This window comes from Oceanobacillus sp. HCA-5259 (assembly GCF_037892815.1).
Classification (GTDB): domain Bacteria; phylum Bacillota; class Bacilli; order Bacillales; family Amphibacillaceae; genus Oceanobacillus; species Oceanobacillus indicireducens.
In genome coordinates, this window is sequence record NZ_JBBKBV010000006.1 from 102,209 (window position 1) to 125,070 (window position 22,862).

A 22,862-nucleotide genomic window follows, 5' to 3' on the forward strand; every position below is an offset into this window, starting at 1 on the left:
GCTACGCACCTCCGAAAATCCTCAATAATTGCCGCATCGTTTGAAGCATCGTACCGAATAAATTCTCTACCGCAGTCATAAAAAGGGCTAAGAAAATTAAAATCGCCATAAAGCTGACAAATATTTTCAGCGGCAATCCGACAACAAATACGTTCAATTGCGGTACGGTACGTGCAATAATACCAAGCGCAATATCCACAAGAAATAGCGTGCCGACGATGGGAATAGCCATTTGAAAAGCAATAATAAACATATAATTGAATGTCTGAATAATAAATTCCGCAATCGATTCCTCATGAAGCGGAAGATAAGCATCGATTGACACGAATTCGTAACTTGTAAAAATTCCATCAATAATCAAATGGTGTCCATCCACGGCAAGTAAGAATAAGAGTGCAATCATATAAAAATATTGTCCCGTTAGCGGACTTTGTGCACCTGTTTGCGGATCAACGACATTGGCGATTGCAAAACCCATCTGGAAATCAACAAATCCCCCGGCAACTTGCAATGCCGAGACAATGATAAAAGCTATCAATCCAATCAGCAGGCCAACAAGCGCCTCTTTCACTACAAGAAAAATATATGTATGATCCAGCGTTAAGATCGATGTATCAATTGTCTGGAAAAGTATGAGCGCTAAAAAGAAACTGAATCCAATGCGGAACGGCATTGGAATCGTCCGATAAGAAAATAATGGAATAACGATAAAAAATGACAACAAACGAACAAAAACAAGTAATAATATTGGCAGTCGGTTTAAATCGATTAATTCAAGCATTGCTTACCCTACAAGTACATTTAAATTTTGAAATATATCGGCACCAAATTCCACCATCGTTGTCAACATCCATGGGCCGAAAAAAATAAGCCCGATTAAAACTGCAACGATCTTCGGAATAAAGGCTAATGTCTGTTCCTGAATTTGTGTTGTTGCCTGGAAAATACTGACTAATAATCCCACCGCAAGGGCGAGAATGAGCAGTGGACCTGCTACAAGTAAAATTGTATAGATACCACGCTCAGCAAGTGCTAAAACAAATTCGCTCGTCATATAGAACACCTTCCTCCAGTAAATTCACGCTAAAACCCTGTAAGTAACGAATGGGTGACTAAATACCAACCGTCAACAAGCACAAATAAAAGAATTTTAAAAGGTAGTGAAATCATTACCGGCGGAAGCATCATCATTCCCATGGACATTAGAATACTAGCAACTGCCATATCTATAACGAGAAATGGAATGAAAATCATGAATCCCATCTGAAAAGCAGTCTTCAGTTCACTAATTGCAAAGGCCGGAATCAATGTCGTTAAGGGAATATCTTGTATAGTTTCCGGCGGTTCAGCCTCTGAATAATTTAAAAATAACGCAAGATCTTTTTGCCGGGTGTGCTTTGACATAAATTCTTTCATGGGTACACTGGCATTCTCATAAGCTTCATCCAATGTCATTTCCTCCGCGAACAATGGGTCAAGCGCTTCTGTATAAACCTCTTGAAAGGTAGGCGCCATGACAAAGAACGATAGAAATAGTGCTAAAGCAATCAACACCTGGTTGGGCGGCATTTGCTGTGTCGCGAGGGATGTGCGAACGAATGAAAGCACAATAACAATACGTGTAAAAGAAGTCATAAGAATTAAAATCCCTGGAGCCAGTGAAAAAACCGTCAGCAATAAAATCAAGCGAACAGAAGTCGATATATTTGTGGGATCTGAACTGGAAAATATCTCAATAAATTCATTCATTTCTATCTTCCTTATTTCTTTCGATAATAGATTTTCGCGTTTTTTGCAGACGATTCAGTTCTTGATTGAACAGGCGGTTAAATTGATCCTCTTCCACCTTTTCTTTCTGATTCTTCTTTAGAATTGAAGAAAGTATATTACTAGCATCCAGTTCGCTCTCTTGTTCTTTTTTCGCTCTCATAATCTCTTCCATTAAAGTCGGATCATCAAGCTCTTCCAGTAAGGTAATATTTTCAGCAACCCCAATCAGATAAAGTTTGTTGCCTAAACGGATTAGTTGGACCGTTTTATTCTGACCAACTGGAATACCTCCAACATTTTCCAAACTCTTAATGCGATTGACGATTTTATTTCTTCTCTTTAAAAAATAGAGAAAAACATAGATTAATCCTACGACAAGCAATAACGCAAACACTAAGCGAACAATTTGAAAGAATAAGGAACCAGGTTCTTCTTGTTGCAGTAATTCGGTATTTTCATTACTTTCGTCTTCTGTCACTTGTTCTTCACAGCGTTCCGGATTTTCCAGGCATTCATCAACATATTCCGGCTCAGCATGTATATAACTGATATCCCCAAACAAGCCGCATAAGACAACTGAAAAGATAATAGAAAACGTAACGATAGGTCTCATAGACATAGACGCTTAGCTCAAAGCTTTTTGGATAGCTTCTAATACGCGGTCAGCCTGGAATGGTTTTACGATAAAATCTTTAGCCCCCGCTTGAATTGCATCAATAACCATCGCCTGTTGCCCCATAGCTGAACACATAATGATCGTAGCATCTGGATTAATACCTTTAATTTCCTTTAGCGCTGTAATTCCATCCATTTCAGGCATTGTAATATCCATCGTTACAAGATCGGGTTGTAACTCCTTATACTTTTCTACTGCTTCTTTCCCGTCCTGGGCTTCCCCAACAATTTCGTAACCATTCTTCGCTAAAATATCCTTTATCATCATACGCATAAATGCTGCATCGTCAACAATTAAAATTTTATTAGCCATTTTCTAATCCTCCTACAATAAATTTATTTAAGTTTCATTATTCGGTCGGATTGACTGATTATGTCGGTTACCCGTACACCGAAGTTCTCTTCAATAACAATAACTTCGCCTTCTGCAATCAACTTTCCATTAACTAAAATATCAACTGGTTCTCCCGCAAGTTTATCCAATTCTACAATAGAACCTTGCGATAAATCGAGAATATCCCTTATCGTTTTCTTCGTCTTTCCTAACTCCACTGTCACTTTAAGAGGGATATCGAGTAACATATCTAAGTTATTCTGCTCATTTTGTGAAAGTGGTGCAGGTTCGAATTCAGAGAACGTTGCTTGTTCGATTGCTGCACGCTCTTGATCGAATGCATTGCCAAGATATTGGGATTCGGTTGGTTGATTTTGTTTCTTTTGCACTTCCGGTTTCCGGATAGGTTCCTGTGCTTGATGTCCATCCTCAGACTTAAACGCATCTCTTGTGGGTAATTCCACAGTGCTCGTTGCAGCCGATTCTTGTTTGGCAGCGGATTGCTCTTCCGCAGTACCCGACAGCAAGTCAGCCACTAATTCCTTAGCAAAACCTAATGGAATGAGCTGCATCATGTTTGAATCGATTAAGTCACCAACAATGAGACGGAAAAATATTTTGACATAAACATCTTCTTGGAAAATCTCTTTCGCTTCCGATTCGATTGAACCTTCAATAATCTGTGGTGGAGATATATCCACTTTTTTATTGAAAACGGTAGACATGCTAGTGGCCGCTGTTCCCATCATTTGATTCATTGCTTCCTGGACAGCACTTATATATATTTCCGGAAGTGTTTCATCCGGCTCTTTCCCATCTCCACCTAGCATAATATCAGCAATGATCGCTGCATCCGTTGCTTTTATGACAAGGATGTTCCTTCCTGTGAAGCCTTTCGTATAATCAACTTGGATACTAACCGGCTGGAAAGTAAATTCTTTTGCCAATTCCTCATTTTCAATAATACTTACAGATGGAGTAGTTATTTCTACCTTCTGGTTGAGTAATGTCGATAAGGTTGTGGCAGAACTTCCAAAGGAGATATTTCCAATTTCTCCGATTGTATCAATCTCTATATCGGATAAGTAAGTATCGTTGCCGGGTTCTTGTTTATCATCCTTCTCTGTACCTATATTGAGAAGTGCATCAATTTCATCTTGAGATAACATACCATCATTCATGGGCGTTAACCCCCTTTTTAATTTCCTCTAGTACTTGAACAGCTATCTTTCTCTTCTGCTTACCCGCTTGAACATAAAATTTTGGTTCCTCGTTCACTGTAAGCAACAATGGATTTTCAATCTGCTGGTTAAGCGCGATAATATCATTTGATTGCAACTTTAAAAATTCATTGATCGAAATGGTTGTCTCCCCGAGAATCGCACGAACATCCACTTCAGCAGTTTGTAAATTATTGCTTAATTTCCGGTAGGCATTCTCATCCGGCTCTGCTGCGGTATTATCCATCCAATAATGAGCCGATAACTTGGGAATAATCGGTTCCAGCAAAGTATGTGGGATACATAGATTAATCATGCCTGTCGTTTCCCCAATTGCCGCCGACATGGATACAACGACAACTGTATCATTCGGTGCGACCATTTGGATGAATTGTGGATTTTCTTCAAACTCTTCAAGAACCGGTTCAACTTCAATCAAAGTTGACCATGCTTCTTTCAGATTATAAGTTGCCTTTTCAAATATTTGCTTCAGTAAAATAACTTCAATTTCTGTTAAACTATCCGTTTTTGAAACAGTAGTTCCTTTCCCACCTAAGGTTCGATCAAGTAGCGCATAGGCGACATTCGGATTGACTTCAATAAGCAAATTTCCCTTTAATGGCGACATGCTGTATAGATTTAATACGGTCAGCGAGGATATGGACCGGACAAATTCCTCATATGGCACCTGATCGACCGAGGTTACTGCTATATGTACATAGGTTCGTAAATGCGAAGATAGAAAAGTTGTCAGCATGCGGGCATAGTTTTCATGGATCCTGGAAATACTGCGAATCTGGTCTTTTGAAAACCGTAATGCCCGTTTGAAATCATAGACACGAATCTTCTTCTCTTCTTCTTCCTTCTTTAATTCTTCTGCATCCATTTCTCCGGATGTGATTGCCGAAAGCAACACATCAATCTCATTTTGAGACAGTATTTCTTCCATCTTGTTCCACACCTCCTTCTGAGGAGTTCTTACTGCAGTATTTTATCAATTGTGTATACATCGGTGATCGATCCTTCTGTCATTACTTCATTCAAACTATCTTTAATTGTTGCCTCGAGATCACCTAGTCCTGTTTTGAATGTTTCCACGTCCATGACAGCGAGTTCCTTAATCAGTATATTCACTAGTTGGAAATCTCGTAAACTTATTTCTTCATGAGCAGCTTTACCGTCTGTTACAATTTGAAATTGAATTCTGACAAACGTCCCGTCCTGCAGATCCGTGACGATTTCTGGTGTCTCATAAGAATATTTTACAACTTCATCAATCGTCAGCTCTTTTTCTTCATCTGCCCCTTGTACATTCAATACAACAATCAAAGCGGAAATTGCTCCGACTAATAAGACTGCGAGAGATGTGATCATAACTTTTACTAATCTACTCATTTTGGTCACCTACTTGTTTGTAAACTTCCTGCAAGCCGATTTCCTTATAAAACATTTTAATTAAGTGGAGTACTTCACCTACTGTGTTTTGGACAATTACCTTTTTGCCGTTGATTAGTGTGATTGTCGTATCTGGAAGTGCTTGAACTTGCTCAATTAGAATTACATTTAAGGCAAACGACTCGCCATTTAACTTCTTTAATTCAATCATAAATTTGGCGGGAATGACGAACCAATTAGTTTGTCATCCCCCTCCTCCTTATTATCGTTTTAGATTTACCATTTCTTGGAGAATCTCATCAGAGGTCGTAATAATTCTCGTATTCGCCTGGAAACCACGTTGGGCGGTAATCATTTCCGTAAACTCCTCCGCTAAGTCAACGTTAGACATTTCAAGGGAGTTGCTGATGATTGATGATTTACTTTGATCTGATTCTGGCGCCACGAGAGCTGCTGGTCCAGAACTTCCTGATTCTCTGTATAAATTATTTCCATCTTTAACTAATCCAGATGGATTCGAAAAATTAGCAATTGCAATTTGACCAGCATTTTGCCGTTCACCTCCAGCATCAATATATTCAACAGTACCATCTGTTAATATATTGAAGCTTTGAACATCATCTGGTATTTCAATTCGTTCGCCATCCACAGTCTGCAAATACATTCCATCAGCGTTCACAACATATCCTTGGTTATCCAGATAGAAGTTCCCTGCTCTTGTGTAAAAGGTTTCTCCATTAGCTTCAACTGCAAAATACCCATCCCCTTGAATAGAAAGGTCAAGCGGGTTATTCGTCGTTTGACGGAATCCTTGGGTATGGATATTATCAATTGTTCCTTGTTGGGAACCGAGGCCGACTTGAGAAGCGTTCTTTCCACCCCGTGTTGCTGTTGCCGCTTGTCCGGATGCTGTCGTTTGACTCATCATTTCTTGAAATGTAACCCGCCCTTTTTTAAATCCTGAAGTACTGACGTTGGCGATATTATTCCCAATAACATCTAGTTTCGTTTGAAAGTTTTTCATACCTGAAATACCTGAATACATAGAACGTAACATAATTAATTTCTCCTTTAATATGCATTATTTTTATTAAGCTATGTCAATCAGTCGATAGCTTATAGGGCTTCCTGTAAGGTCCAGCCTATTCATCAATTAAAATCGTTCCATTAATATTTGTGAAGATCCGGTTACCTGCTTCCTGCCGATCAAGCGCAGTTACAACAGTATTATTCTTTGCACTGACTAATAGAGTTGCTTCATTCAACACTACTAATGAATCAGTAATACCTTTTTGTCTTGCTTCTTGCACTTTTTCCCCTATGGTTTGCCAAAGTTCCTCTGGGATATCGATGTTCCTTTCCTTTATTCGATCAGAAGCATGTTTACTAACTTTCAATTTCTGCTGTTCTGTTAAAATATCGTTAAAAGAAACATTCGAAGTCTGCTGCTTTGCCGGAATGGATTTAGGAAAATGTAATGCTTGCTTCGGTATTTGTTGTATACGGTGATCCATAACCATTCACATCCTCTTTATCCCTATTTAATCTTCACCTTCACTTCTTACTTCTCTAACAGCGTCCGCATATACTTTATCGCCATTTTCAAGTTCAAGTATTGCCCAGCCATCTTTTTGACTGACTCCAACAACTCGACCCGTTTTCATTTTATTTTCAGTTTCTTCTTCCGAGTCTTCATTATCCAATTCGTAAGAGACAAACTTCCCAATCATATGACTGTATTCAATCACAGGTGAAACGAGTTGGCTTTGGACGAGCATTTCAATGGAACGCGACATATTCATCATCTGTTCTAAAGAAGAAAGCTGTGTCATTTGCGCCACCATTTCCTTACTATCCATCGGATCAGTTGGATCCTGTTGCTGAAGCTGTGTGATTAGAATCTTCATAAAACCCTCTTTATCAAGATCCGGCTTAGGCTCCCTTGTATTCGGTTGATTGGATAAGTAGAAGGATGGATCAACTTTATACATATCTTCACCTACACTTTCTCATTTAAAATCAATTCATCAAAAAGACTTGCAAATGTTTCATTTTCATCCTTTTCTTCCTTATGATCAGAAGTTGATTGATCATCTTGCTCATGTCCCTCCGCTTGTCCTTCTTCTTTATAAGTTGCTTGTGATTGTTGTACGAGTGTCTCATTTCTTTCAATCACAACTTGATGCGGTGCGAACATATGCCTTAATTGTTGTCCGTTTGCTTCAAGCATTTTCTTTGCAGCATTCGTTGTAACCATGATTTTTACAATCATTTCCCCATCAACCTGGGTAAAGCGTACGAGCATTTCTCCAAGGTTAGCCGGTTTTAATGTGATCGCAAGCTGTCCTTTTGGTTGCTGGAAGACTATGCTCTTCGAATCAATCAATCGGTTGAACTGTTCTATCAACGCTTTTCCTACTTGATTGTTATCCGAGTTTGACGGCAGATGGATAACCATTTGCTCCACTTGTGAAATTGGCATTTGCACAGGCTGTGCCTGAGCAGTTGTAACTGGCTGTTCTTTGTGGACTGTCATTTCGAAAGCATTACCGATCCACCGGATGATATCTGTGTTCGTCACTTTTGATTCGAGTGCATATACACTTTTTGTATGAAAATTCATCTTCTGTTGATAAAGCTTTACAAGATCCTGCCAAATTGCCGGTGTTTGGTTATTAGTTTCTCTTTTTACAAACGGCAATAATTCAGTTTGGTTACCTGCTTTTTCACTCAGTTGTTGCCAAGCCATTAAATACTCAAGAATTTTCGGAGCGACTTTTGCTACATCTTCTTGTGTCTCAATCAGCGAGAGTTTTTGTTCAATTTCCACGAACAATTCATTGACTTCCTTCTCTAGTTCCGCCATGTCAACAGGAGGATTTACTGATATGTTGTTTGTTAAGTTTGATGGTAAATCTCCTGATATTCGTGCAAAATCCGTTTCAGATACCTGCTCCATTTGCCCAGTGAATTTACCGATAAACTCTTCCCTTTTTTCTGTAGGCAATGCATGAATCAAGGTTAGAATTGTTTCAACAAGATCTGCCTTTTCATCAGTCTCCTTGACTATTTGCGGGTCATCTTCCGTTTTCTTAGTGGAAGGCTCCGTAACAGCTTTTTCCTCAACAGTTAACATTCCATCCCAAGAGACACCATCGGTTTCTTCCAGCTCATCAAGTATAGATAATAAGTCTTCTTTATCTAGCTTCGTGAAAAAGGAACGCAGCATTTCAAGTAAATCATCTTGTTCCACAGACGTCTCATCAGTCCGATTCTCCTGCTTCGTCTTTGTCAAATCTGTCAGTTTCTCGTCAAGCATGTACGTAAAATCAGAGCCATTTTGTAATTCATCCGACTCGGCAGGTGATGATCCTACTTTAGTTGGATAATCCATAAAAGCGACCCATTGCCATAACGTCATATTCGCTTCCAGTTTCTCACCCCCTTTCATGAGGTGTTCATTCATTAATTCAGCATTTTTGCAGCCAATTTAGCAGCAAGTTCTGCTTCCATCGCTTGTAAAATATCGCCTCGCGCGTCGTTCGGAAGCTCGCTTAGTATAAGCACAATCCGGTCCTCATCCATATTAGCCAGAATGGCTGCAGCACCTGAAGCTTTCATTTCTTCAAATGTTTTTGCCATATCTCTTAAGGATTTATCTATTTCCTCTGTTGTGTCTTCGTCATCTTGTTCATCAAGTCCATCTGATGAACTGATCGCTTCCTCTCGGGATGCTTCTTGTTCCATTTGATCAAGCGTTGCTTCAAGGTCAGCTATATAACTCTCCATCTGCTCCAGTTCGTCTGACTTTGTTTCCAGTTCCTCCGTTAAACGGGAAGCCTCCTTTTCCAGAGCATCCTCATCTGGACTTGTTATAAAGTTTGATATAACAGGAAGCTCGCTTCCCTTCTCCTTTGTCCAATCCACAACACTGAATCCGGCAAAGTTTAAGATGACAACGATAATCACAATAATGATGAGAAGAGGAATAATGACCGCAAATAACAGCCATAGGACAGGATTAATTTTCTTTCTTTCATTGTTCATGTTACTGGCCATTTAATTCACCTATTTTTGATTACTTAAGTATTGGTTGATTGAAATTTCATCCATAAACGCTTTTTCCAGCTTTGCTCTTCTGTCTGTTTCCTGTTGTTTTCGTTTTTCGATAATGCTTTCGAACTTCTTCACTTCAATATGCGCATCTGTTAAATGCTGTTGTTTCTGTTCCATTTGAGTTCTTGCAAATTGTACTTCTCTTTGCAAATGGATGATTGCATCATTCAGATTCTCAATATACGTAATCTGTTCTTTAATACGTTCAAGTGGTGTCTGATCTTGAATAAATTCATCATAGGATTCTTCTGCCATTTCCTTTTTCTTGAGAAGCTCGTATAGCTTTGTAGCTACTTTTTCAAAAGCTTCCTGTGAATTTAAAAATGCTTTCTGTGCAACTTTTTTCTCATTTTCTCGAACATTCAATAATTTCGTTAATGAGACGGTTTGTGACATCAGGACATTCCTCCATTAATGCTCTGGCTCATCATATCAATCGCTTCTTCTATAGTATTATCTTCCTGAACATCTTGCTTTAAAAAATGCTGGATTTTCGGATAATACGTAATAGCACGATCAATCTCTTGGTTGGAGCCTTTCTTATACGCTCCGATATGGATTAATTCACTATTTTCTTCATATGTCGCCATCAAAGAACGTATCTCACTGGCCACTTGCTTGTGCTCTGGACTTGCTATTTGGTTCATGACACGGCTGATTGATTTCAATACATTAATTGCGGGATATTGGCCGCGCTCCGCTAATTTCCGGTCCATTACAAAGTGTCCGTCTAATATCCCTCGAACAGCATCCGCGATCGGTTCATTCATATCGTCTCCGTCGACAAGAACGGTGTAAAATGCGGTAATTGCACCTAATGCATTCGTACCTGTTCGTTCCAGTAATTTGGGCAAGATGGAAAACACAGACGGGGTATATCCTTTCGTAGTCGGCGGTTCACCGACGGCAAGACCAATTTCCCGTTGCGCCATGGCAACACGGGTAACAGAATCCATTAGTAAATTAACTTGAAAACCAAGTTCCCGAAAATATTCACTAATAGCGGTAGCGGTATAAGCACCCTTAATTCGCATAAGTGCAGGCTGGTCAGATGTGGCGACAACTACGATAGATTTTGCCAAACCTTCTGGGCCTAAATCTTTTTCGATAAATTCTCGCACTTCTCTGCCCCGCTCTCCGATTAATGCAATGACATTAATATCTGCATTACTGTTTCTAGCAATCATGCCTAGTAAAGTACTTTTTCCCACACCACTTCCTGCGAATAAACCGACACGTTGACCTTTCCCCATAGTAAGCAGGGCATCAATAACTTTAACACCGACTTGATTCGCCTCATGAATCGGCGGTCTTTCTAGTGGGTTTGGTGGCGCTTGTTCCGTCAAATAACTGGACAATCCCTTAGGTAACGGAGAGCCATCAAGCGGGTTACCGAGCGAATCTACCACCGTACCTATCAACCCTCTACCCACTTTAATCGTTAAAGGTTTTCCGGTCGATTCGACTAAACATCCCGGACCAATCTCCGTCACTTCACTGTATGGCATGAGGATAATATTCTCGTTATTAAATCCTACTACCTCCGCTAGTATCGGGTTCCGTTTCTTTGTCGCAGAATGAATATAGCAGACCTCTCCTATGTTTGCTTCAGGTCCGAGTGATTCAATCATTATTCCAACAACACGCGAAACTTTACCATAGCGTTTATAAGGATCAGCATTTTCAATCGCTTGAATATAGTCTTCTACTATCATTATTCATGCTCCATTACTAATTCTTTTAAAACGTTGCGGATTGCTTCGAGCTGGGTGTCGATGGATGCATCGATTTGCCCAAAAGGATGTTCGATGATGCAACTATTTTCCGGTAACTCTTCATCTATGTATAGAGATAGTTTCGTATCTTTCTCTAGCATCCGCTTCAGTTCAGTCTTTTGCGCCAACACAGTTTCATAATTATTAGGATGAAGATAGATGGATACAACGGATTGATCGTTGATTTCCTTTAATGCCAGTCTGACAATTTCTAAGAACTTTTCAGGTGATTCGTTCAGTTTTTCACCAAGAATTTTTTCTGCTGTATGAATAGCAATGTCGGTAATGACATATTCTGTCTGCTCTAAAGTCTTTTGATAGTCAACTTTAACAAGGTCGACAATGCTGTTGGCCTTAGCTAGTAGAGATTCGTACTGTTCTATGCTTGCTTTCTTTCCCGCTTGGAAACCAGCTTCGTACCCAGCCTTCTCGGCAGTTTCCATGAGTACAGCTTTTTCTTCTTCCCAGTTTTCCCGCGCTTTGCTGATTTCCGTCTGTACTTCGGCAAGCATCGTTGCCTTCCGTTGCTCTATTTGTTCTAGCTCTTCTTCTGCTTGTTGAAGATACGCTAACACGTTTTCGGCTGCTTCTTCTGATTCTTTTTCTGACGACTGTTTTCTCATATATTCAATCGGCTTAACTTTAATTTCTCGTTTTGGAAGTTCATTTGATTCCATCGCTCTAGACAATGATGTCGTCACCCCCACCTCTCGCGATAACAATTTCACCAATATCTTCTAGTCTGCGGATTGTTGCAACGATTCGCATTTGGGCTTCTTCCACATCACGTAAACGAACTGGTCCCATATATTCCATTTCCTCTTTAAAGGTCTCCGCCATCCGTTCAGACATGTTAGTGAAAATAACACCTTTCACTTCCTCACTTGCAACCTTCAGTGCAAGACGGAGGTCATCATTTTCGACTTCTCGGATAACACGCTGAATTGCCCGGTTATCCAGAATAACGATATCTTCAAAGACAAACATACGTTTTTTAATCTCGTCAGCAAGCTCTGGATCTTGTGCTTCTAGAGTGTCGAGAATAGTTCGTTCTGTACTACGATCAACCCCATTCAGCACTTCTACTACTGCTTGGATGCCACCCGTTTGTGTATAATCCTCTGTTAATGATGCCGATAGATTATTCTCTAGCACACGCTCTACTTGAGCAATGATCTCAGGCGAAGTGGAATCCATCGTTGCGATTCTTCTTGCGACATCTGCCTGTACGTCTTGTGGCAGTTCGGAAAGAATTTGCCCCGATTGTTCCGGTTCTAGGTAAGACAGCACTAATGCAATTGTCTGAGGGTGTTCATTTTGAATAAAGTTAAGCACTTGCTGGGGATCCGCCTTTCTAGCAAAATCAAAAGGCCTTACCTGTAAGGATGAGGTAAGGCGATTGATAATAGAAGTAGCCTCCTGCTTACCAAAAGCTTTTTCAAGAACCGTTTTCGCATAACCGATACCACCCTGCGTAATATAATCCTGAGCGATTACTATTTGATGAAATTGTTCAATAACTTCTTCTTTCATTTCCGAATCCACCCGTTTAACGGAAGAAATCTCTAAGCTTAGCTTCTCGATTTCTTCTTCCGTTAAATGTTTATAAACTTGAGCGGAAACATCGGGACCTAACGAGATTAATAGAATCGCCGCTTTTTGTTTCCCGGTAAGTTTCTGTCTTGCCATGAACACTTTCCTCCTAATCCTCGCCAATCCAGCTTCTTAATAATTTAGCAAAGTCTTCCGGTTTTTCCTCGGCTATCTTCTCTAATTGCTTCCTGCGAACAACTGATTCTGATTCATCTTGTTCGGGTAAATCAGGAACCTTTTGCGTAACTTCTCTACGCGGAGCTTCTTCTTCTACTTCTACTGATTCTGGCTCAGATGCTCGTCTATTCCGTATTAGCAATCCGACTAACACCAGAATGAGTAAGAATAAAATTCCCGCAACAATATAAACCCAAGTAGGAATAGCGGCACTTTCCGCTTCTTCTATAATGGGATTACCCGAGAATTCCTGAAAGACAATGGAGAATTTATCCTCTGGGTCTACCTCGCCGTCTTCTGTGTCGATTGACGTGTTGAGAATGGAGGCAAGAATCGATGATATTCCTTCTTCTACCGCATTTTGCTCCTGTTGCGTCAGAAATTGCGGATTCTCTTCATCTCCTTCTTTCACGCGGTCGACTGCAACTTGAATACCGAGGTCACGAATTTTATAGGGACTTTCCACAATTTCTTTACGAATTCGATTAAACTCATAATTGATTGCTTCCTTATCAAACTCATAATCTCCACCTTCTCCAGCTACTGCACCTGGGTAGTTTGTCACATCATTCTCGCCACTTCCAGGGACACCACCTTCACCCGCGTCTCCCGTATAGGATTCCTGAATAGTTTCTAAACTCACCGGAAGACCTTCCATGTTTTCAATATCAACCGGTTCAACTAATTCTTCTACCCGGTTTTCCTGTGTGAAGTCGATATCTGCGGTAACCGACACAATCACGTTATTAAGCCCAACCATTGCCCCTAACATCTGCTGCAGCCTACGCTGGACATCACGCTCCACTTCTTTTTTTACGGTTTGTTGATAATCGTGGGCATTTTGAACTGCATATTGGGAATTGTTTTCAAGGTCATAGTACTCAAAATACTGATTCATGATCCCAATATTTTCTTTTGATAAATTCGGAACTGCATTTGATACTAAATGATAAAGGGCACGAATCTGATGTTCTTCAAACTGATAGCCTGGTTGCGTTTCGAGCACAATCGCTGCAGTTGTTTCCCCTGTATCCTCGCCAACAAATACAGTCTGTTCCGGCAGATTAATCATTACTTCTGCACTTTGGATGCCATCTATACTTGTAATTAAATTCGCTAATTCCGTTTGCATCGCATCTAGTTTCATCATATTAAACTCATTATCTGTAGTCCCGAAAGATGAGTTCTCACTGAAGAAAGAATAATCAATATTCCCACTACTCGGTAGCCCTTGTCCGGCAAGTTCAACAAGTAATGTATCTACTCGGTCTTCAGGCACGGTTATGGTCGTACCGCTATCCTTTAACTCATAAGGCACACTTCTTGTATCAAGTTCAGCTTTTATTTGACTCGTTTCCTGAATGGATAAATTAGAATATAATGGCACAAATCTTTCATTCGAGCTAAACATGTAAAAAGAGATGCCGATAATAACGATAAGGATGCCTGCGGCCGATCCAATGTATATCATTTGCTGTTTTGAACGATTTCTCCAAAACGCTGTAAATGACTCTTTCCATTTCAATAACTTTTCCTTCATAAAATCCTCCACCACTATACACTGCTTATCAAATAGTTACATACTATGTATATTCTTCGATAGTCGTTTTACATTATATTTGCATCCGCATTATTTCGTTATAGGCATCAATTGCTTTTTGCTGTAATTTTACCGTCGTCTCAAGTGTGATGCTCGCTTTTTGGGCGGTTATCATGACTTGATGCAAATCTTGTACTTCTCCTGAAGCGAGTTTATCTGTCATTCTATCGGATTCAACTTGCAATTCATTCAAATTCTCGATAGCACCTTTTAACGTGTTTGCAAAATTTGCTTGGGCTTCCGCCGGAGTGGCCCGATTATTCACTGCCATGTCCGGTTGTACTTTCATATGGGGATTGAGCTGAATATTCATATTACCTGCTCCTTACACTTCTATTTTCCAATTTCGAGTGCTTTCATTAGTAGTCCTTTACTTGCATTCAAAGCGGTTATGTTCGCTTCGTAAGACCTAGTGGCACTCATAAGATCAACCATTTCTTGCAATGGATCTACATTTGGCATTGCTACGTAGCCTGCTTCATCAGCATCTGGGTGATTTGGATTAAAAACCATCTTAAAAGGTGTTTCGTCTTCTGTAATTACGGAAGCTCGCACTCCTTCTGTACCATTCGCTTTATTATTTGCAGCCTGTAGATGGGAACGGAAGCTTGCTCCTTCATTTTGAAAGGAAACCATCTTCCTGCGATACGGTTCCCACTCACCATTTTCATCCACTCTGGATCTGGTCGATTCGCTGTTTGCGATATTTGATGAAACAACATCCATTCTAAGACGCTGAGCAGTTAATGCACTGCCGCTCGTATTAATGCTATGGAAGATCGACAACTTTAATTACCTCCTCTTATAACTGTTTGCAAGCTGCCAAACTTTCCGTTGATCCGATCGATCAAACCATTATAATAGATTTGGTTTTTTGCAAGTTCCGTCATTTCTTTGTCAATATCCACATTGTTCCCGTTATGCTGATACATTGTGTTTTTATTGGTAACCATTTGGTGATTCGGTCCTTTTGAACTAGAAAACGGAATATGCCGTGGGTGTGTTCGTTTCGCTTGAATTTGGCTGTTCATTTCATCACGAAGCACATGTTTAAAAACAACGTCCTGCGACTTATAACCAGGGGTGTCCGCATTTGCGATGTTGTTGGAAATCGTCCGGTTTCTAGCTGAAGCATAATCTAGCGAACTTTCCAAATTCGAAATGGTTCCGCCAAATAAATCCATACGATTTTTCCTCCTATGTCCAATTTGCTATTGGTTCGGTCAACTAATAAATTACTACTACGCATATTGTAATTTAATTCCTATAGAATGTCTATCTTTTTCATGTTTTTCTAACACAATTCGACAAAATAGTTATAAAGAACTAGAACTAAAGTATTTTTTTACTTGATTTATACCGACATTCGACAGAAATCAGATAAATAAATTCGTTTTTTTGCATAGAAATCCAATCAAAGTTCGACAACTTATTATAACACAGTTCTTTATACATGTGTCAAAAGATTTAGTTGAAACGAATTAAAACCTTTATGTACCTATAAGTAAATTTGACAAAAAATAAACAAATGGAAAACAATTCCTTCATGTTTTCCATTTGTTTATGTATAAGAAACCATAAAATCAAAATGCTGTGATACTTAGGTATCCAGGGCTAGCCACGTCCGGCTCCAGCGCCCAGCAACTATCAAACTTCACACTCCTTCAATCGATAAGTCAACATCAACTCAGAACTAAAGGAGGGCCGCTTAAATACGGGCTAAAGCCCAACAGCGACATACCCCTAAAGGGGCATGTTTCCTTCATCTCATTCCGGAGTGCTCCAGTTTGTACGTTGCTGAACGGGCGCTTGCGCCTTTGAGCATTGATTTTAACATCAACTTATCTGGAGCGTAATTTCTCAAGTTCGACTAAGAATTTATCATTTAAAACTTTAATATATGTTCCTTTCATACCTAATGAACGAGACTCGATTACTCCAGCACTTTCCAACTTACGGAGTGCGTTCACAATCACTGAACGAGTAATACCTACACGGTCGGCAATTTTACTTGCAACGAGTAGACCTTCATTACCGTTCAATTCTTCAAAGATATGGTCGATCGCTTCTAGCTCACTATAAGAAAGGGAGCTGATAGCCATTTGAACAACAGCTTTACTTCTTGCTTCCATTTCAATTTCTTCGGATTTCTCCTGGAGAATTTCCATTCCGACAACTGTTGCACCATATTCAGCCAAAAGTAAATCGTCATCATTGAAAGCATTTTCTACACGTCCGAGAATCAATGTTCCAAGGCGCTCTCCCCCACCAAGAATTGGGACAATTGTTGTCAGCCCATCTTTAAAGAGCTCTTTGTTCTCTTCAGGGAACACGGTTTGCGGACTGTTAATGTCAAGGTTTGCTGTTGTTTCATAAACATTATATAAACCTTGTGTATAATCTTCAGGAAAACGTCTTTCCTCTAGCATTTGCTTCATACGTTCATTTTCAATCTCTTGACTTACCGCAACCCCAAGAAGTTTCCCTCTTCTGCTTACGATATAGATGTTGCCACCAATTACGTCACGTAATGTAGCGGACATCTCATTGAAGTTCACTGATTTACCTGCTGTTTTTTGTAACATTGCATTAATTTTTCTTGCTCTGTCTAATAGTTTCATTAGAAATCCTCCATTTGTGTTTTATTTTATAAGATGAATTGACTTAAGTCTTTGTTCTTTACAATATTGCCTAATTTTTGATCGACATACGCCGAAGTTATTTCAATTGTTTCCATTGTAATATCTGGAGCTTCAAACAATAAATCTTCTAATAACTTCTCAAGAATAGTATGAAGTCTCCGTGCCCCGATATTATCAGTATCTTGGTTGACTTGATAAGCAACCTCCGCGAGACGCTCAATGGCATCCTCTTTAAATACTATCGTGATTTCTTCCGTTTGTAATAATGCTTCATACTGCTTTGTCAGCGCATTTGAAGGGTCTGTCAGTATCTGCTTGAAATCTTCTACTGATAGCTTCTCCAATTCCACCCGAATCGGGAATCTCCCCTGAAGTTCGGGAATTAAATCAGATGGTTTCGACATATGGAAGGCACCTGCAGCAATGAATAAAATATGGTCTGTTTTAACTGGGCCATGTTTTGTAACGACTGTGGATCCTTCAACTATCGGTAAGATATCCCGCTGGACACCTTCTCGGGAGACGTTTGCTTGCTCACTCCCGCCACCAGCTACTTTATCGATTTCATCGATAAAGATAATTCCAGTCTGTTCTGCACGCTTTGTTGCTTCCTGAGCAACCTCTTCCATATCGACAAGTTTCTGTGCTTCTTGTTGCGTTAGCACTTCCCTTGCTTCACGGACCGGCAGTTTACGCTTCTTCTTTTTCGTTGGCATAAATTGTCCGAGGGCATCTTGCATATTCATCCCCATTTGCTCCATGCCCGAACCTTGCAGCATATCAAACATGGAAGGTGGTGTCTCAACAATTTCTACCGTAACGATTTTGTCTTCCATTTCTCCAAGGGCAAGCATTCGTTCAACTTGCTCACGCTTATTCCTGATTTCTGCGTCTTTAGGATCATCTGTACCCACATCATCGCTTGCTGATTGGTTTGTGAAAAGCATTTCAAAAGGATTCTTCATCTGTGTCTGTTTCTCAGTTTGCGGAACGAGCAAATTAACCAATCGTTTATTCGCTTCCTTCTCGGCCGCTTCTTGCACATTCACAAGCTTTTCTTCTTTCACCATGCGGACGGACATTTCAACGAGATCCCGAACCATCGATTCCACATCTCTACCGACGTAACCGACTTCTGTGAATTTCGTTGCTTCAACTTTAATGAAAGGCGCTTTTACCATTTTCGCAAGCCTGCGGGCAATTTCGGTTTTACCTACACCAGTAGGGCCGATCATTAAAATATTCTTCGGCACAATTTCTTCTTTAATCGTATCGTCCAGTTGCATGCGTCGATAACGATTCCGGAGGGCAACGGCAACAGATCGTTTTGCACTCTTTTGCCCGATAACGTATTTATCCAATTGTTCAACAATTTGTCTTGGAGTAAGCTCCATTCCCATACTTTGGAAATACCTCCTATTAATTGAGTACCTCTAAGGTGAGTTGGTCATTCGTATATACATCAATTTCTCCAGCCACCTCAAGAGCAGTTCTCGCTATTTGTTCAGCAGACAAACTATTCGAGTGTCTCACAAGAGCTCTACCAGCACTTAATGCATAGTTTCCTCCTGAACCGATTGCAAGAATCCCATCGTCGGGCTCAATTACTTCTCCTGTTCCTGATACAAGGTACATACTTTCTTTATTCATAACAATCAGCATGGCTTCTAACTTCCGGAGGACCCGGTCACTGCGCCACTCTTTAGCAAGTTCGACAGCTGCTCGGGTTAAATTACCGTTATATGCATTCAAATAGCTCTCGAATTTTTCAAAAAGGGTGAAAGCATCCGCTACTGAACCTGCAAATCCAGCCAATACTTGCTCATTATATAATTTACGGATCTTTTTCGCCCGGTGTTTCATAATTACTGCATTTCCTAGTGTAACCTGACCGTCTCCACATATCGCACAACTTCCATTATGTTGAATGGCAAAAATGGTTGTAGCATGCATCTCATTTGACATCTTCTTCACCTCGCGTCCCGATTAACTATTTATCATTTGCCCGCGGATGTGTCTTCATGTAAATATCGCGCAAATGACTTTTTGTAACATGCGTATAGATTTGGGTGGAAGACAAATTTTCATGACCTAATAATTCCTGCACAGTACGCAAATCTGCCCCTTCATTCAATAGATGAGTCGCAAATGTATGACGTAATTTATGTGGATGGAGATTAATTGTTAATGCCGCTTTATCCACCATTTTATCTAAGATGAGACGAATCCCTCTTGTTGTAAGGGGCGCGCCCCTGGCATTTAAAAAAACGGCATCCGTATTACTTTTCGCCTTCTCCAACAATAATACCCGGCCCTCTGTCAAATATGTTTCGAGAGCAATCTCTGCAAATCGGCCAAAGGGTACATACCTTTCCTTTCTCCCCTTACCTCTTACTAATATCGTCCCTACAGAAAAATCGATATCCTCAAGCAGTAAGCCTTGGCATTCACTAACCCGTATCCCAGTTCCGTATAAAATTTCCAGTAATGCCTGATCACGTTGACCTAATGGGTCAGCCATATCATTTACTTCAAACAGTTTCTCCAGTTCCTCCATATATAAAAATCCGGGAACAGCGCGTTCTTGTTTTGGCAAATGAATATGAACGAAAGGATTCGTATACGTATCATCTTCCCTTTCCAAATATTTATAGAAGCTTCTCAGGGATGATATTTTTCGTGATACGGATTTTCTCGACAACGCCTGGTTAAACAATTGGGTTAAATAAACACGAACAACTTGTGGATCAACGTCCTTAAGGCTCGTTATCCCTTCTCCCTTTAAAAAATGAAAGAAGGATTGCAGATCATCTTGATAATATTCAATTGTATAAGGGGAAGCATTTTTTTCTATTTGAAGATATGCTACAAATCCTTGACTTTTTTGTACAAAATCCTCCAATTCTTCACCCCATCATTTTCCTGAATAAATAATAACATAGCCTATGTTTGAAATCAATTAATTTACCAAAATAAAAACAAAATTCAGAATCGGTCTATATTACTGTATATCAAAATAATTCGACTTATCTTTGCACTTCTAAGCCCGAATCATGCCCGCCACTAAACAATTATATGCTTAGGATAATATATAGTCAATCAAGAGTATTTTAATTTATTTTGAAAAATACAATTTGGTGAACATTTTGTGAATGATTGATTAGATAAGAGTCTAAATTTTTACCATTGTATAGTATCTCACATTTTACAAAATTAATCTAATGAAATAATAAAGATTCTTTTGTTATTATCACTATTACCATTCTATTCCTTATGTATTCATAATTTTAGCAAAAAAATAAAGCTGCTCATCGGAATGAACAGCTAGCTTTGTTCGACTTCTTTATAGTCACAGTTTGTACATTGTACTTGAGTTGCTTTTTTCACTTTCTTTTCAACCAGTAAAGATTCACACTTCGGACAAGGACGTGCGATTGGTTTGTCCCAAGATACGAAATCACATTCTGGGAATCGATCACAGCCATAGAATACTCGGCGTTTTTTCGATTTACGCTCAACAATATTTCCTTCTTTACATTTCGGACAGTCTATACCGATTTCTTTTAAGATCGGCTTCGTATTACGGCAATCCGGGAAATTCGAACACGCGATGAACGTACCGTATCTTCCCATTTTATAGACCATTTCATGGCCACATTTCTCACATTCAATACCAGCGGGTTCGTCTTTAATCTCGATTTTTTCCATTTCTTTCTCAGCGAAATCTAGACGCTTCTCAAAGTCTTTGTAGAAGTTATCAATTACTTCCACCCAGCCTGTTTTACCTTCTTCAATTGCATCCAAATCTTTTTCCATATCAGCTGTAAAATCTACATCGATTATTTCTGGGAAATACTCCTCTACAGCGTCACTTACAATTGTTCCAAGTTCTGTTGGAATGAATCTTTTATTATCAATAGACACATAGCCTCTTCGCTGAATCGTATCAAGGGTAGGTGCATAGGTAGACGGTCTACCAATCCCTAATTCTTCCATTGCACGGACGAGGCGTGCCTCTGTGTATCGCGGCGGTGGTTGTGTGAAGTGTTGCTTCGGATCAATTTCTTTTGCTTCAATCTTCATTCCTTCTTCAAGATCTGGAAGTAATTTATTTTCCACCTTTTTATTATCGTCGGTACCTTCGATATAAACTTTCATAAAGCCCTCGAACTTTATTTGGGAACCAGTTGCTCTAAATTCAACGTCATTATTTAGTAAATGAGCAGTCACAGTATCCATTACGGCAGGTGACATAAGACTTGCAATAAATCTTTCCCAAATTAGTTTGTAAAGCCGGTACTGATCATTAGAGAGTACCTCTTTTAATGAGCGGGGATCACGCATTACGGACGTCGGGCGAATTGCTTCGTGGGCATCTTGTGCTCCCGGTTTATTTGCTGAACCCTTTTGTGAACCTATAAATTTTTTTCCATACTTCTCTTCAATATAGCCTTTCGCTTCTTCTTTCGCTGTCTCAGAAATTCTGGTGGAATCTGTACGCATATAAGTGATGAGTCCTGTAATCCCGCCAGACTTCCTTCCTAAATCGATCCCTTCATAAAGCTGCTGGGCAACCATCATCGTCTTTCTTGCTCTAAAGTTCAGCTTTCTTGCAGCTTCTTGTTGCAGGGATGATGTAATAAACGGTTTAGCAGGATTCCTTTTTCGTTCCCGTTTATTTACTTTTTCTACACGGAAATAATCTTCGGTAAGTTTTTTCCGGATGTTTTGCACATCTTCTTCAGACTTTAATTCCTGCTTTTTTCCGTCCACGCCATAGAAATTACCTTCAAATGTTTCTTTTTCTTTTTGAAATAAAGCTTCAATCGTCCAATATTCCTCTGGTTTAAAGTTAACGATTTCCTTTTCTCGGTCAATGATCATTTTCAATGCGACAGATTGAACTCTTCCTGCACTTAATCCTTTTTTCACTTTCTTCCAAAGTAAAGGACTGATATTGTAACCGACGAGCCGGTCGAGTATTCGTCTTGCTTGTTGTGCGTCAACCAAATCATGATCAATTGATCGTGGGTGTTTAAATGACTCTTTAATTGCGTCTTTTGTAATTTCATTGAACACAACACGGCAATCGGAGTCTTCATCAACTTTTAAGGCATGGGCTAGGTGCCATGCGATAGCTTCCCCTTCTCTGTCCGGGTCAGCTGCCAGGTATATTTTCTTTGCTTTTTTCGCGGCTTTGCGCAGTTCTTTTAACACTTCGCCTTTACCACGGATTGTTATATATTTGGGGGCATAGTCATTTTCCACGTCTACACCCGTTTGGCTTTTTGGCAAATCACGGACATGTCCCATTGAAGCTTTTACAGTATATTTTTTTCCTAAATATCGTTCGATTGTCTTCGCCTTTGCTGGCGACTCAACAATCACTAAGTAATCTGACATAACATTTCCTCCTAAGATGAGGTTTAAAAATGAAATCTTCACTTATACTAATGACTTACAGAGCTTTTGTCAAACTTATTATCTAAAAGTACTATTTACACTTTTAAAAAATCAGCGTTTTAATGGTAAAAAAGTGACATTATAATAGAAGGAACTACATTC

General features: G+C 39.7%; 27 protein-coding genes. All 27 read right to left on the minus strand.

The annotated features are described in order from the left end of the window. Position 1: 1 nt before the first annotated feature. The 27 genes from fliR to topA all read right to left on the minus strand — a co-directional run bounded on the left by fliR (position 2) and on the right by topA (position 22,700). Positions 2-781 (minus strand): flagellar biosynthetic protein FliR, encoded by a 780-nt coding sequence (gene fliR / locus WKU33_RS05720; RefSeq protein ID WP_340453633.1) that lies wholly within the window; start codon positions 779-781, stop codon positions 2-4. A 3-nt stretch (positions 782-784) separates the two neighbouring features. Further along, a complete protein-coding gene (gene fliQ / locus WKU33_RS05725) occupies positions 785-1,054 on the minus strand; it encodes a flagellar biosynthesis protein FliQ (RefSeq protein ID WP_156855442.1) in 270 nt (89 codons plus the stop codon). A gap of 29 nt (positions 1,055-1,083) precedes the next feature. Beyond that, positions 1,084-1,749, minus strand: coding sequence for a flagellar type III secretion system pore protein FliP (gene fliP / locus WKU33_RS05730; protein ID WP_340453635.1), 666 nt, complete (start codon positions 1,747-1,749; stop codon positions 1,084-1,086). Then, positions 1,742-2,389, minus strand: coding sequence for a flagellar biosynthetic protein FliO (locus WKU33_RS05735; RefSeq protein WP_340453637.1), 648 nt, complete (start codon positions 2,387-2,389; stop codon positions 1,742-1,744). The genes fliP and WKU33_RS05735 overlap by 8 nt, the downstream gene beginning before the upstream one ends. Positions 2,390-2,395: 6 nt before the next feature. Next, positions 2,396-2,758 carry a response regulator gene (locus WKU33_RS05740; RefSeq protein WP_156855445.1) on the minus strand — a complete coding sequence of 121 codons (363 nt, stop codon included), beginning with the start codon at positions 2,756-2,758 and terminating at the stop codon, positions 2,396-2,398. Between the two features lie 23 nt (positions 2,759-2,781). Continuing rightward, on the minus strand, positions 2,782-3,960 hold the full coding sequence (gene fliY / locus WKU33_RS05745; RefSeq protein WP_156855446.1) for a flagellar motor switch phosphatase FliY: 1,179 nt from the start codon (positions 3,958-3,960) through the stop codon (positions 2,782-2,784). Next, positions 3,953-4,948 (minus strand): flagellar motor switch protein FliM, encoded by a 996-nt coding sequence (gene fliM, locus WKU33_RS05750; protein WP_156855447.1) that lies wholly within the window; start codon positions 4,946-4,948, stop codon positions 3,953-3,955. Before fliM ends, fliY begins: the two co-directional genes overlap by 8 nt. 29 nt (positions 4,949-4,977) lie before the next feature. Beyond that, on the minus strand, positions 4,978-5,394 hold the full coding sequence (locus tag WKU33_RS05755; protein ID WP_156855448.1) for a flagellar basal body-associated FliL family protein: 417 nt from the start codon (positions 5,392-5,394) through the stop codon (positions 4,978-4,980). Next, complete coding sequence (locus WKU33_RS05760) at positions 5,387-5,605, minus strand: flagellar FlbD family protein (protein ID WP_156855449.1); 219 nt, start codon at positions 5,603-5,605, stop codon at positions 5,387-5,389. Before WKU33_RS05760 ends, WKU33_RS05755 begins: the two co-directional genes overlap by 8 nt. Before the next feature lie 51 nt (positions 5,606-5,656). Beyond that, positions 5,657-6,451, minus strand: coding sequence for a flagellar basal body rod protein FlgG (flgG, locus tag WKU33_RS05765; RefSeq protein ID WP_156855450.1), 795 nt, complete (start codon positions 6,449-6,451; stop codon positions 5,657-5,659). An 85-nt stretch (positions 6,452-6,536) separates the two neighbouring features. Further along, on the minus strand, positions 6,537-6,908 hold the full coding sequence (locus WKU33_RS05770; RefSeq protein ID WP_156855451.1) for a TIGR02530 family flagellar biosynthesis protein: 372 nt from the start codon (positions 6,906-6,908) through the stop codon (positions 6,537-6,539). A 27-nt stretch (positions 6,909-6,935) separates the two neighbouring features. Next, complete coding sequence (flgD, locus tag WKU33_RS05775) at positions 6,936-7,385, minus strand: flagellar hook assembly protein FlgD (RefSeq protein WP_156855452.1); 450 nt, start codon at positions 7,383-7,385, stop codon at positions 6,936-6,938. 8 nt (positions 7,386-7,393) lie between these two features. Continuing rightward, positions 7,394-8,860, minus strand: coding sequence for a flagellar hook-length control protein FliK (locus WKU33_RS05780; protein ID WP_156855453.1), 1,467 nt, complete (start codon positions 8,858-8,860; stop codon positions 7,394-7,396). Further along, positions 8,860-9,441: a magnesium transporter MgtE N-terminal domain-containing protein gene (locus WKU33_RS05785; protein ID WP_198042591.1), complete on the minus strand. Its 582-nt coding sequence runs from the start codon at positions 9,439-9,441 to the stop codon at positions 8,860-8,862. Before WKU33_RS05785 ends, WKU33_RS05780 begins: the two co-directional genes overlap by 1 nt. Before the next feature lie 21 nt (positions 9,442-9,462). Next, entirely contained in the window at positions 9,463-9,906 is a 444-nt protein-coding gene (fliJ, locus tag WKU33_RS05790) for a flagellar export protein FliJ (RefSeq protein ID WP_156855455.1), read from the minus strand. After that, positions 9,906-11,225: a flagellar protein export ATPase FliI gene (gene fliI / locus WKU33_RS05795; RefSeq protein ID WP_198042592.1), complete on the minus strand. Its 1,320-nt coding sequence runs from the start codon at positions 11,223-11,225 to the stop codon at positions 9,906-9,908. Before fliI ends, fliJ begins: the two co-directional genes overlap by 1 nt. Continuing rightward, positions 11,225-11,962: a flagellar assembly protein FliH gene (gene fliH, locus WKU33_RS05800; protein WP_198042593.1), complete on the minus strand. Its 738-nt coding sequence runs from the start codon at positions 11,960-11,962 to the stop codon at positions 11,225-11,227. Before fliH ends, fliI begins: the two co-directional genes overlap by 1 nt. Positions 11,963-11,966: 4 nt before the next feature. Next, positions 11,967-12,974: a flagellar motor switch protein FliG gene (gene fliG / locus WKU33_RS05805; protein WP_156855457.1), complete on the minus strand. Its 1,008-nt coding sequence runs from the start codon at positions 12,972-12,974 to the stop codon at positions 11,967-11,969. A gap of 13 nt (positions 12,975-12,987) precedes the next feature. Continuing rightward, on the minus strand, positions 12,988-14,595 hold the full coding sequence (gene fliF, locus WKU33_RS05810; RefSeq protein ID WP_156855458.1) for a flagellar basal-body MS-ring/collar protein FliF: 1,608 nt from the start codon (positions 14,593-14,595) through the stop codon (positions 12,988-12,990). Between the two features lie 73 nt (positions 14,596-14,668). Continuing rightward, a complete protein-coding gene (fliE, locus tag WKU33_RS05815; RefSeq protein WP_156855459.1) occupies positions 14,669-14,968 on the minus strand; it encodes a flagellar hook-basal body complex protein FliE in 300 nt (99 codons plus the stop codon). Between the two features lie 20 nt (positions 14,969-14,988). Beyond that, entirely contained in the window at positions 14,989-15,441 is a 453-nt protein-coding gene (gene flgC / locus WKU33_RS05820; protein WP_156855460.1) for a flagellar basal body rod protein FlgC, read from the minus strand. Between the two features lie 2 nt (positions 15,442-15,443). Next, on the minus strand, positions 15,444-15,839 hold the full coding sequence (flgB, locus tag WKU33_RS05825) for a flagellar basal body rod protein FlgB (RefSeq protein ID WP_156855461.1): 396 nt from the start codon (positions 15,837-15,839) through the stop codon (positions 15,444-15,446). A 657-nt stretch (positions 15,840-16,496) separates the two neighbouring features. Further along, entirely contained in the window at positions 16,497-17,276 is a 780-nt protein-coding gene (codY, locus tag WKU33_RS05830) for a GTP-sensing pleiotropic transcriptional regulator CodY (RefSeq protein WP_156855462.1), read from the minus strand. A 26-nt stretch (positions 17,277-17,302) separates the two neighbouring features. Further along, positions 17,303-18,697 carry an HslU--HslV peptidase ATPase subunit gene (gene hslU, locus WKU33_RS05835; RefSeq protein WP_156855463.1) on the minus strand — a complete coding sequence of 465 codons (1,395 nt, stop codon included), beginning with the start codon at positions 18,695-18,697 and terminating at the stop codon, positions 17,303-17,305. 19 nt (positions 18,698-18,716) lie between these two features. Beyond that, positions 18,717-19,262 (minus strand): ATP-dependent protease subunit HslV, encoded by a 546-nt coding sequence (hslV, locus tag WKU33_RS05840; protein WP_156855464.1) that lies wholly within the window; start codon positions 19,260-19,262, stop codon positions 18,717-18,719. Between the two features lie 25 nt (positions 19,263-19,287). Beyond that, positions 19,288-20,199: a tyrosine recombinase XerC gene (gene xerC / locus WKU33_RS05845; protein WP_336251632.1), complete on the minus strand. Its 912-nt coding sequence runs from the start codon at positions 20,197-20,199 to the stop codon at positions 19,288-19,290. Between the two features lie 422 nt (positions 20,200-20,621). Continuing rightward, on the minus strand, positions 20,622-22,700 hold the full coding sequence (gene topA, locus WKU33_RS05850) for a type I DNA topoisomerase (protein ID WP_156855466.1): 2,079 nt from the start codon (positions 22,698-22,700) through the stop codon (positions 20,622-20,624). Positions 22,701-22,862: the final 162 nt, after the last annotated feature.

Coding starts and splice junctions, on each gene's coding strand:
- WKU33_RS05735 (WP_340453637.1), bottom strand. CDS start 2,389: ATGTCTATGAGACCTATCGTTACGTTTTCTATTATCTTTTCAGTTGTC.
- flgD (WP_156855452.1), bottom strand. CDS start 7,385: ATGTATAAAGTTGATCCATCCTTCTACTTATCCAATCAACCGAATACA.
- fliY (WP_156855446.1), bottom strand. CDS start 3,960: ATGAATGATGGTATGTTATCTCAAGATGAAATTGATGCACTTCTCAAT.
- WKU33_RS05780 (WP_156855453.1), bottom strand. CDS start 8,860: ATGAATGAACACCTCATGAAAGGGGGTGAGAAACTGGAAGCGAATATG.
- fliM (WP_156855447.1), bottom strand. CDS start 4,948: ATGGAAGAAATACTGTCTCAAAATGAGATTGATGTGTTGCTTTCGGCA.
- fliQ (WP_156855442.1), bottom strand. CDS start 1,054: ATGACGAGCGAATTTGTTTTAGCACTTGCTGAGCGTGGTATCTATACA.
- hslU (WP_156855463.1), bottom strand. CDS start 18,697: ATGGGAATGGAGCTTACTCCAAGACAAATTGTTGAACAATTGGATAAA.
- hslV (WP_156855464.1), bottom strand. CDS start 19,262: ATGTCAAATGAGATGCATGCTACAACCATTTTTGCCATTCAACATAAT.
- fliP (WP_340453635.1), bottom strand. CDS start 1,749: ATGAATGAATTTATTGAGATATTTTCCAGTTCAGATCCCACAAATATA.
- fliE (WP_156855459.1), bottom strand. CDS start 14,968: ATGAATATTCAGCTCAATCCCCATATGAAAGTACAACCGGACATGGCA.
- topA (WP_156855466.1), bottom strand. CDS start 22,700: ATGTCAGATTACTTAGTGATTGTTGAGTCGCCAGCAAAGGCGAAGACA.
- WKU33_RS05760 (WP_156855449.1), bottom strand. CDS start 5,605: ATGATTGAATTAAAGAAGTTAAATGGCGAGTCGTTTGCCTTAAATGTA.
- WKU33_RS05785 (WP_198042591.1), bottom strand. CDS start 9,441: ATGAACAATGAAAGAAAGAAAATTAATCCTGTCCTATGGCTGTTATTT.
- fliI (WP_198042592.1), bottom strand. CDS start 11,225: ATGATAGTAGAAGACTATATTCAAGCGATTGAAAATGCTGATCCTTAT.
- WKU33_RS05755 (WP_156855448.1), bottom strand. CDS start 5,394: ATGAGTAGATTAGTAAAAGTTATGATCACATCTCTCGCAGTCTTATTA.
- fliR (WP_340453633.1), bottom strand. CDS start 781: ATGCTTGAATTAATCGATTTAAACCGACTGCCAATATTATTACTTGTT.
- WKU33_RS05740 (WP_156855445.1), bottom strand. CDS start 2,758: ATGGCTAATAAAATTTTAATTGTTGACGATGCAGCATTTATGCGTATG.
- flgG (WP_156855450.1), bottom strand. CDS start 6,451: ATGTTACGTTCTATGTATTCAGGTATTTCAGGTATGAAAAACTTTCAA.
- fliG (WP_156855457.1), bottom strand. CDS start 12,974: ATGGCAAGACAGAAACTTACCGGGAAACAAAAAGCGGCGATTCTATTA.
- fliJ (WP_156855455.1), bottom strand. CDS start 9,906: ATGTCACAAACCGTCTCATTAACGAAATTATTGAATGTTCGAGAAAAT.
- flgB (WP_156855461.1), bottom strand. CDS start 15,839: ATGGATTTATTTGGCGGAACCATTTCGAATTTGGAAAGTTCGCTAGAT.
- codY (WP_156855462.1), bottom strand. CDS start 17,276: ATGAAACTATTAGACAGAGCAAGAAAAATTAATGCAATGTTACAAAAA.
- WKU33_RS05770 (WP_156855451.1), bottom strand. CDS start 6,908: ATGGATCACCGTATACAACAAATACCGAAGCAAGCATTACATTTTCCT.
- fliF (WP_156855458.1), bottom strand. CDS start 14,595: ATGAAGGAAAAGTTATTGAAATGGAAAGAGTCATTTACAGCGTTTTGG.
- fliH (WP_198042593.1), bottom strand. CDS start 11,962: ATGGAATCAAATGAACTTCCAAAACGAGAAATTAAAGTTAAGCCGATT.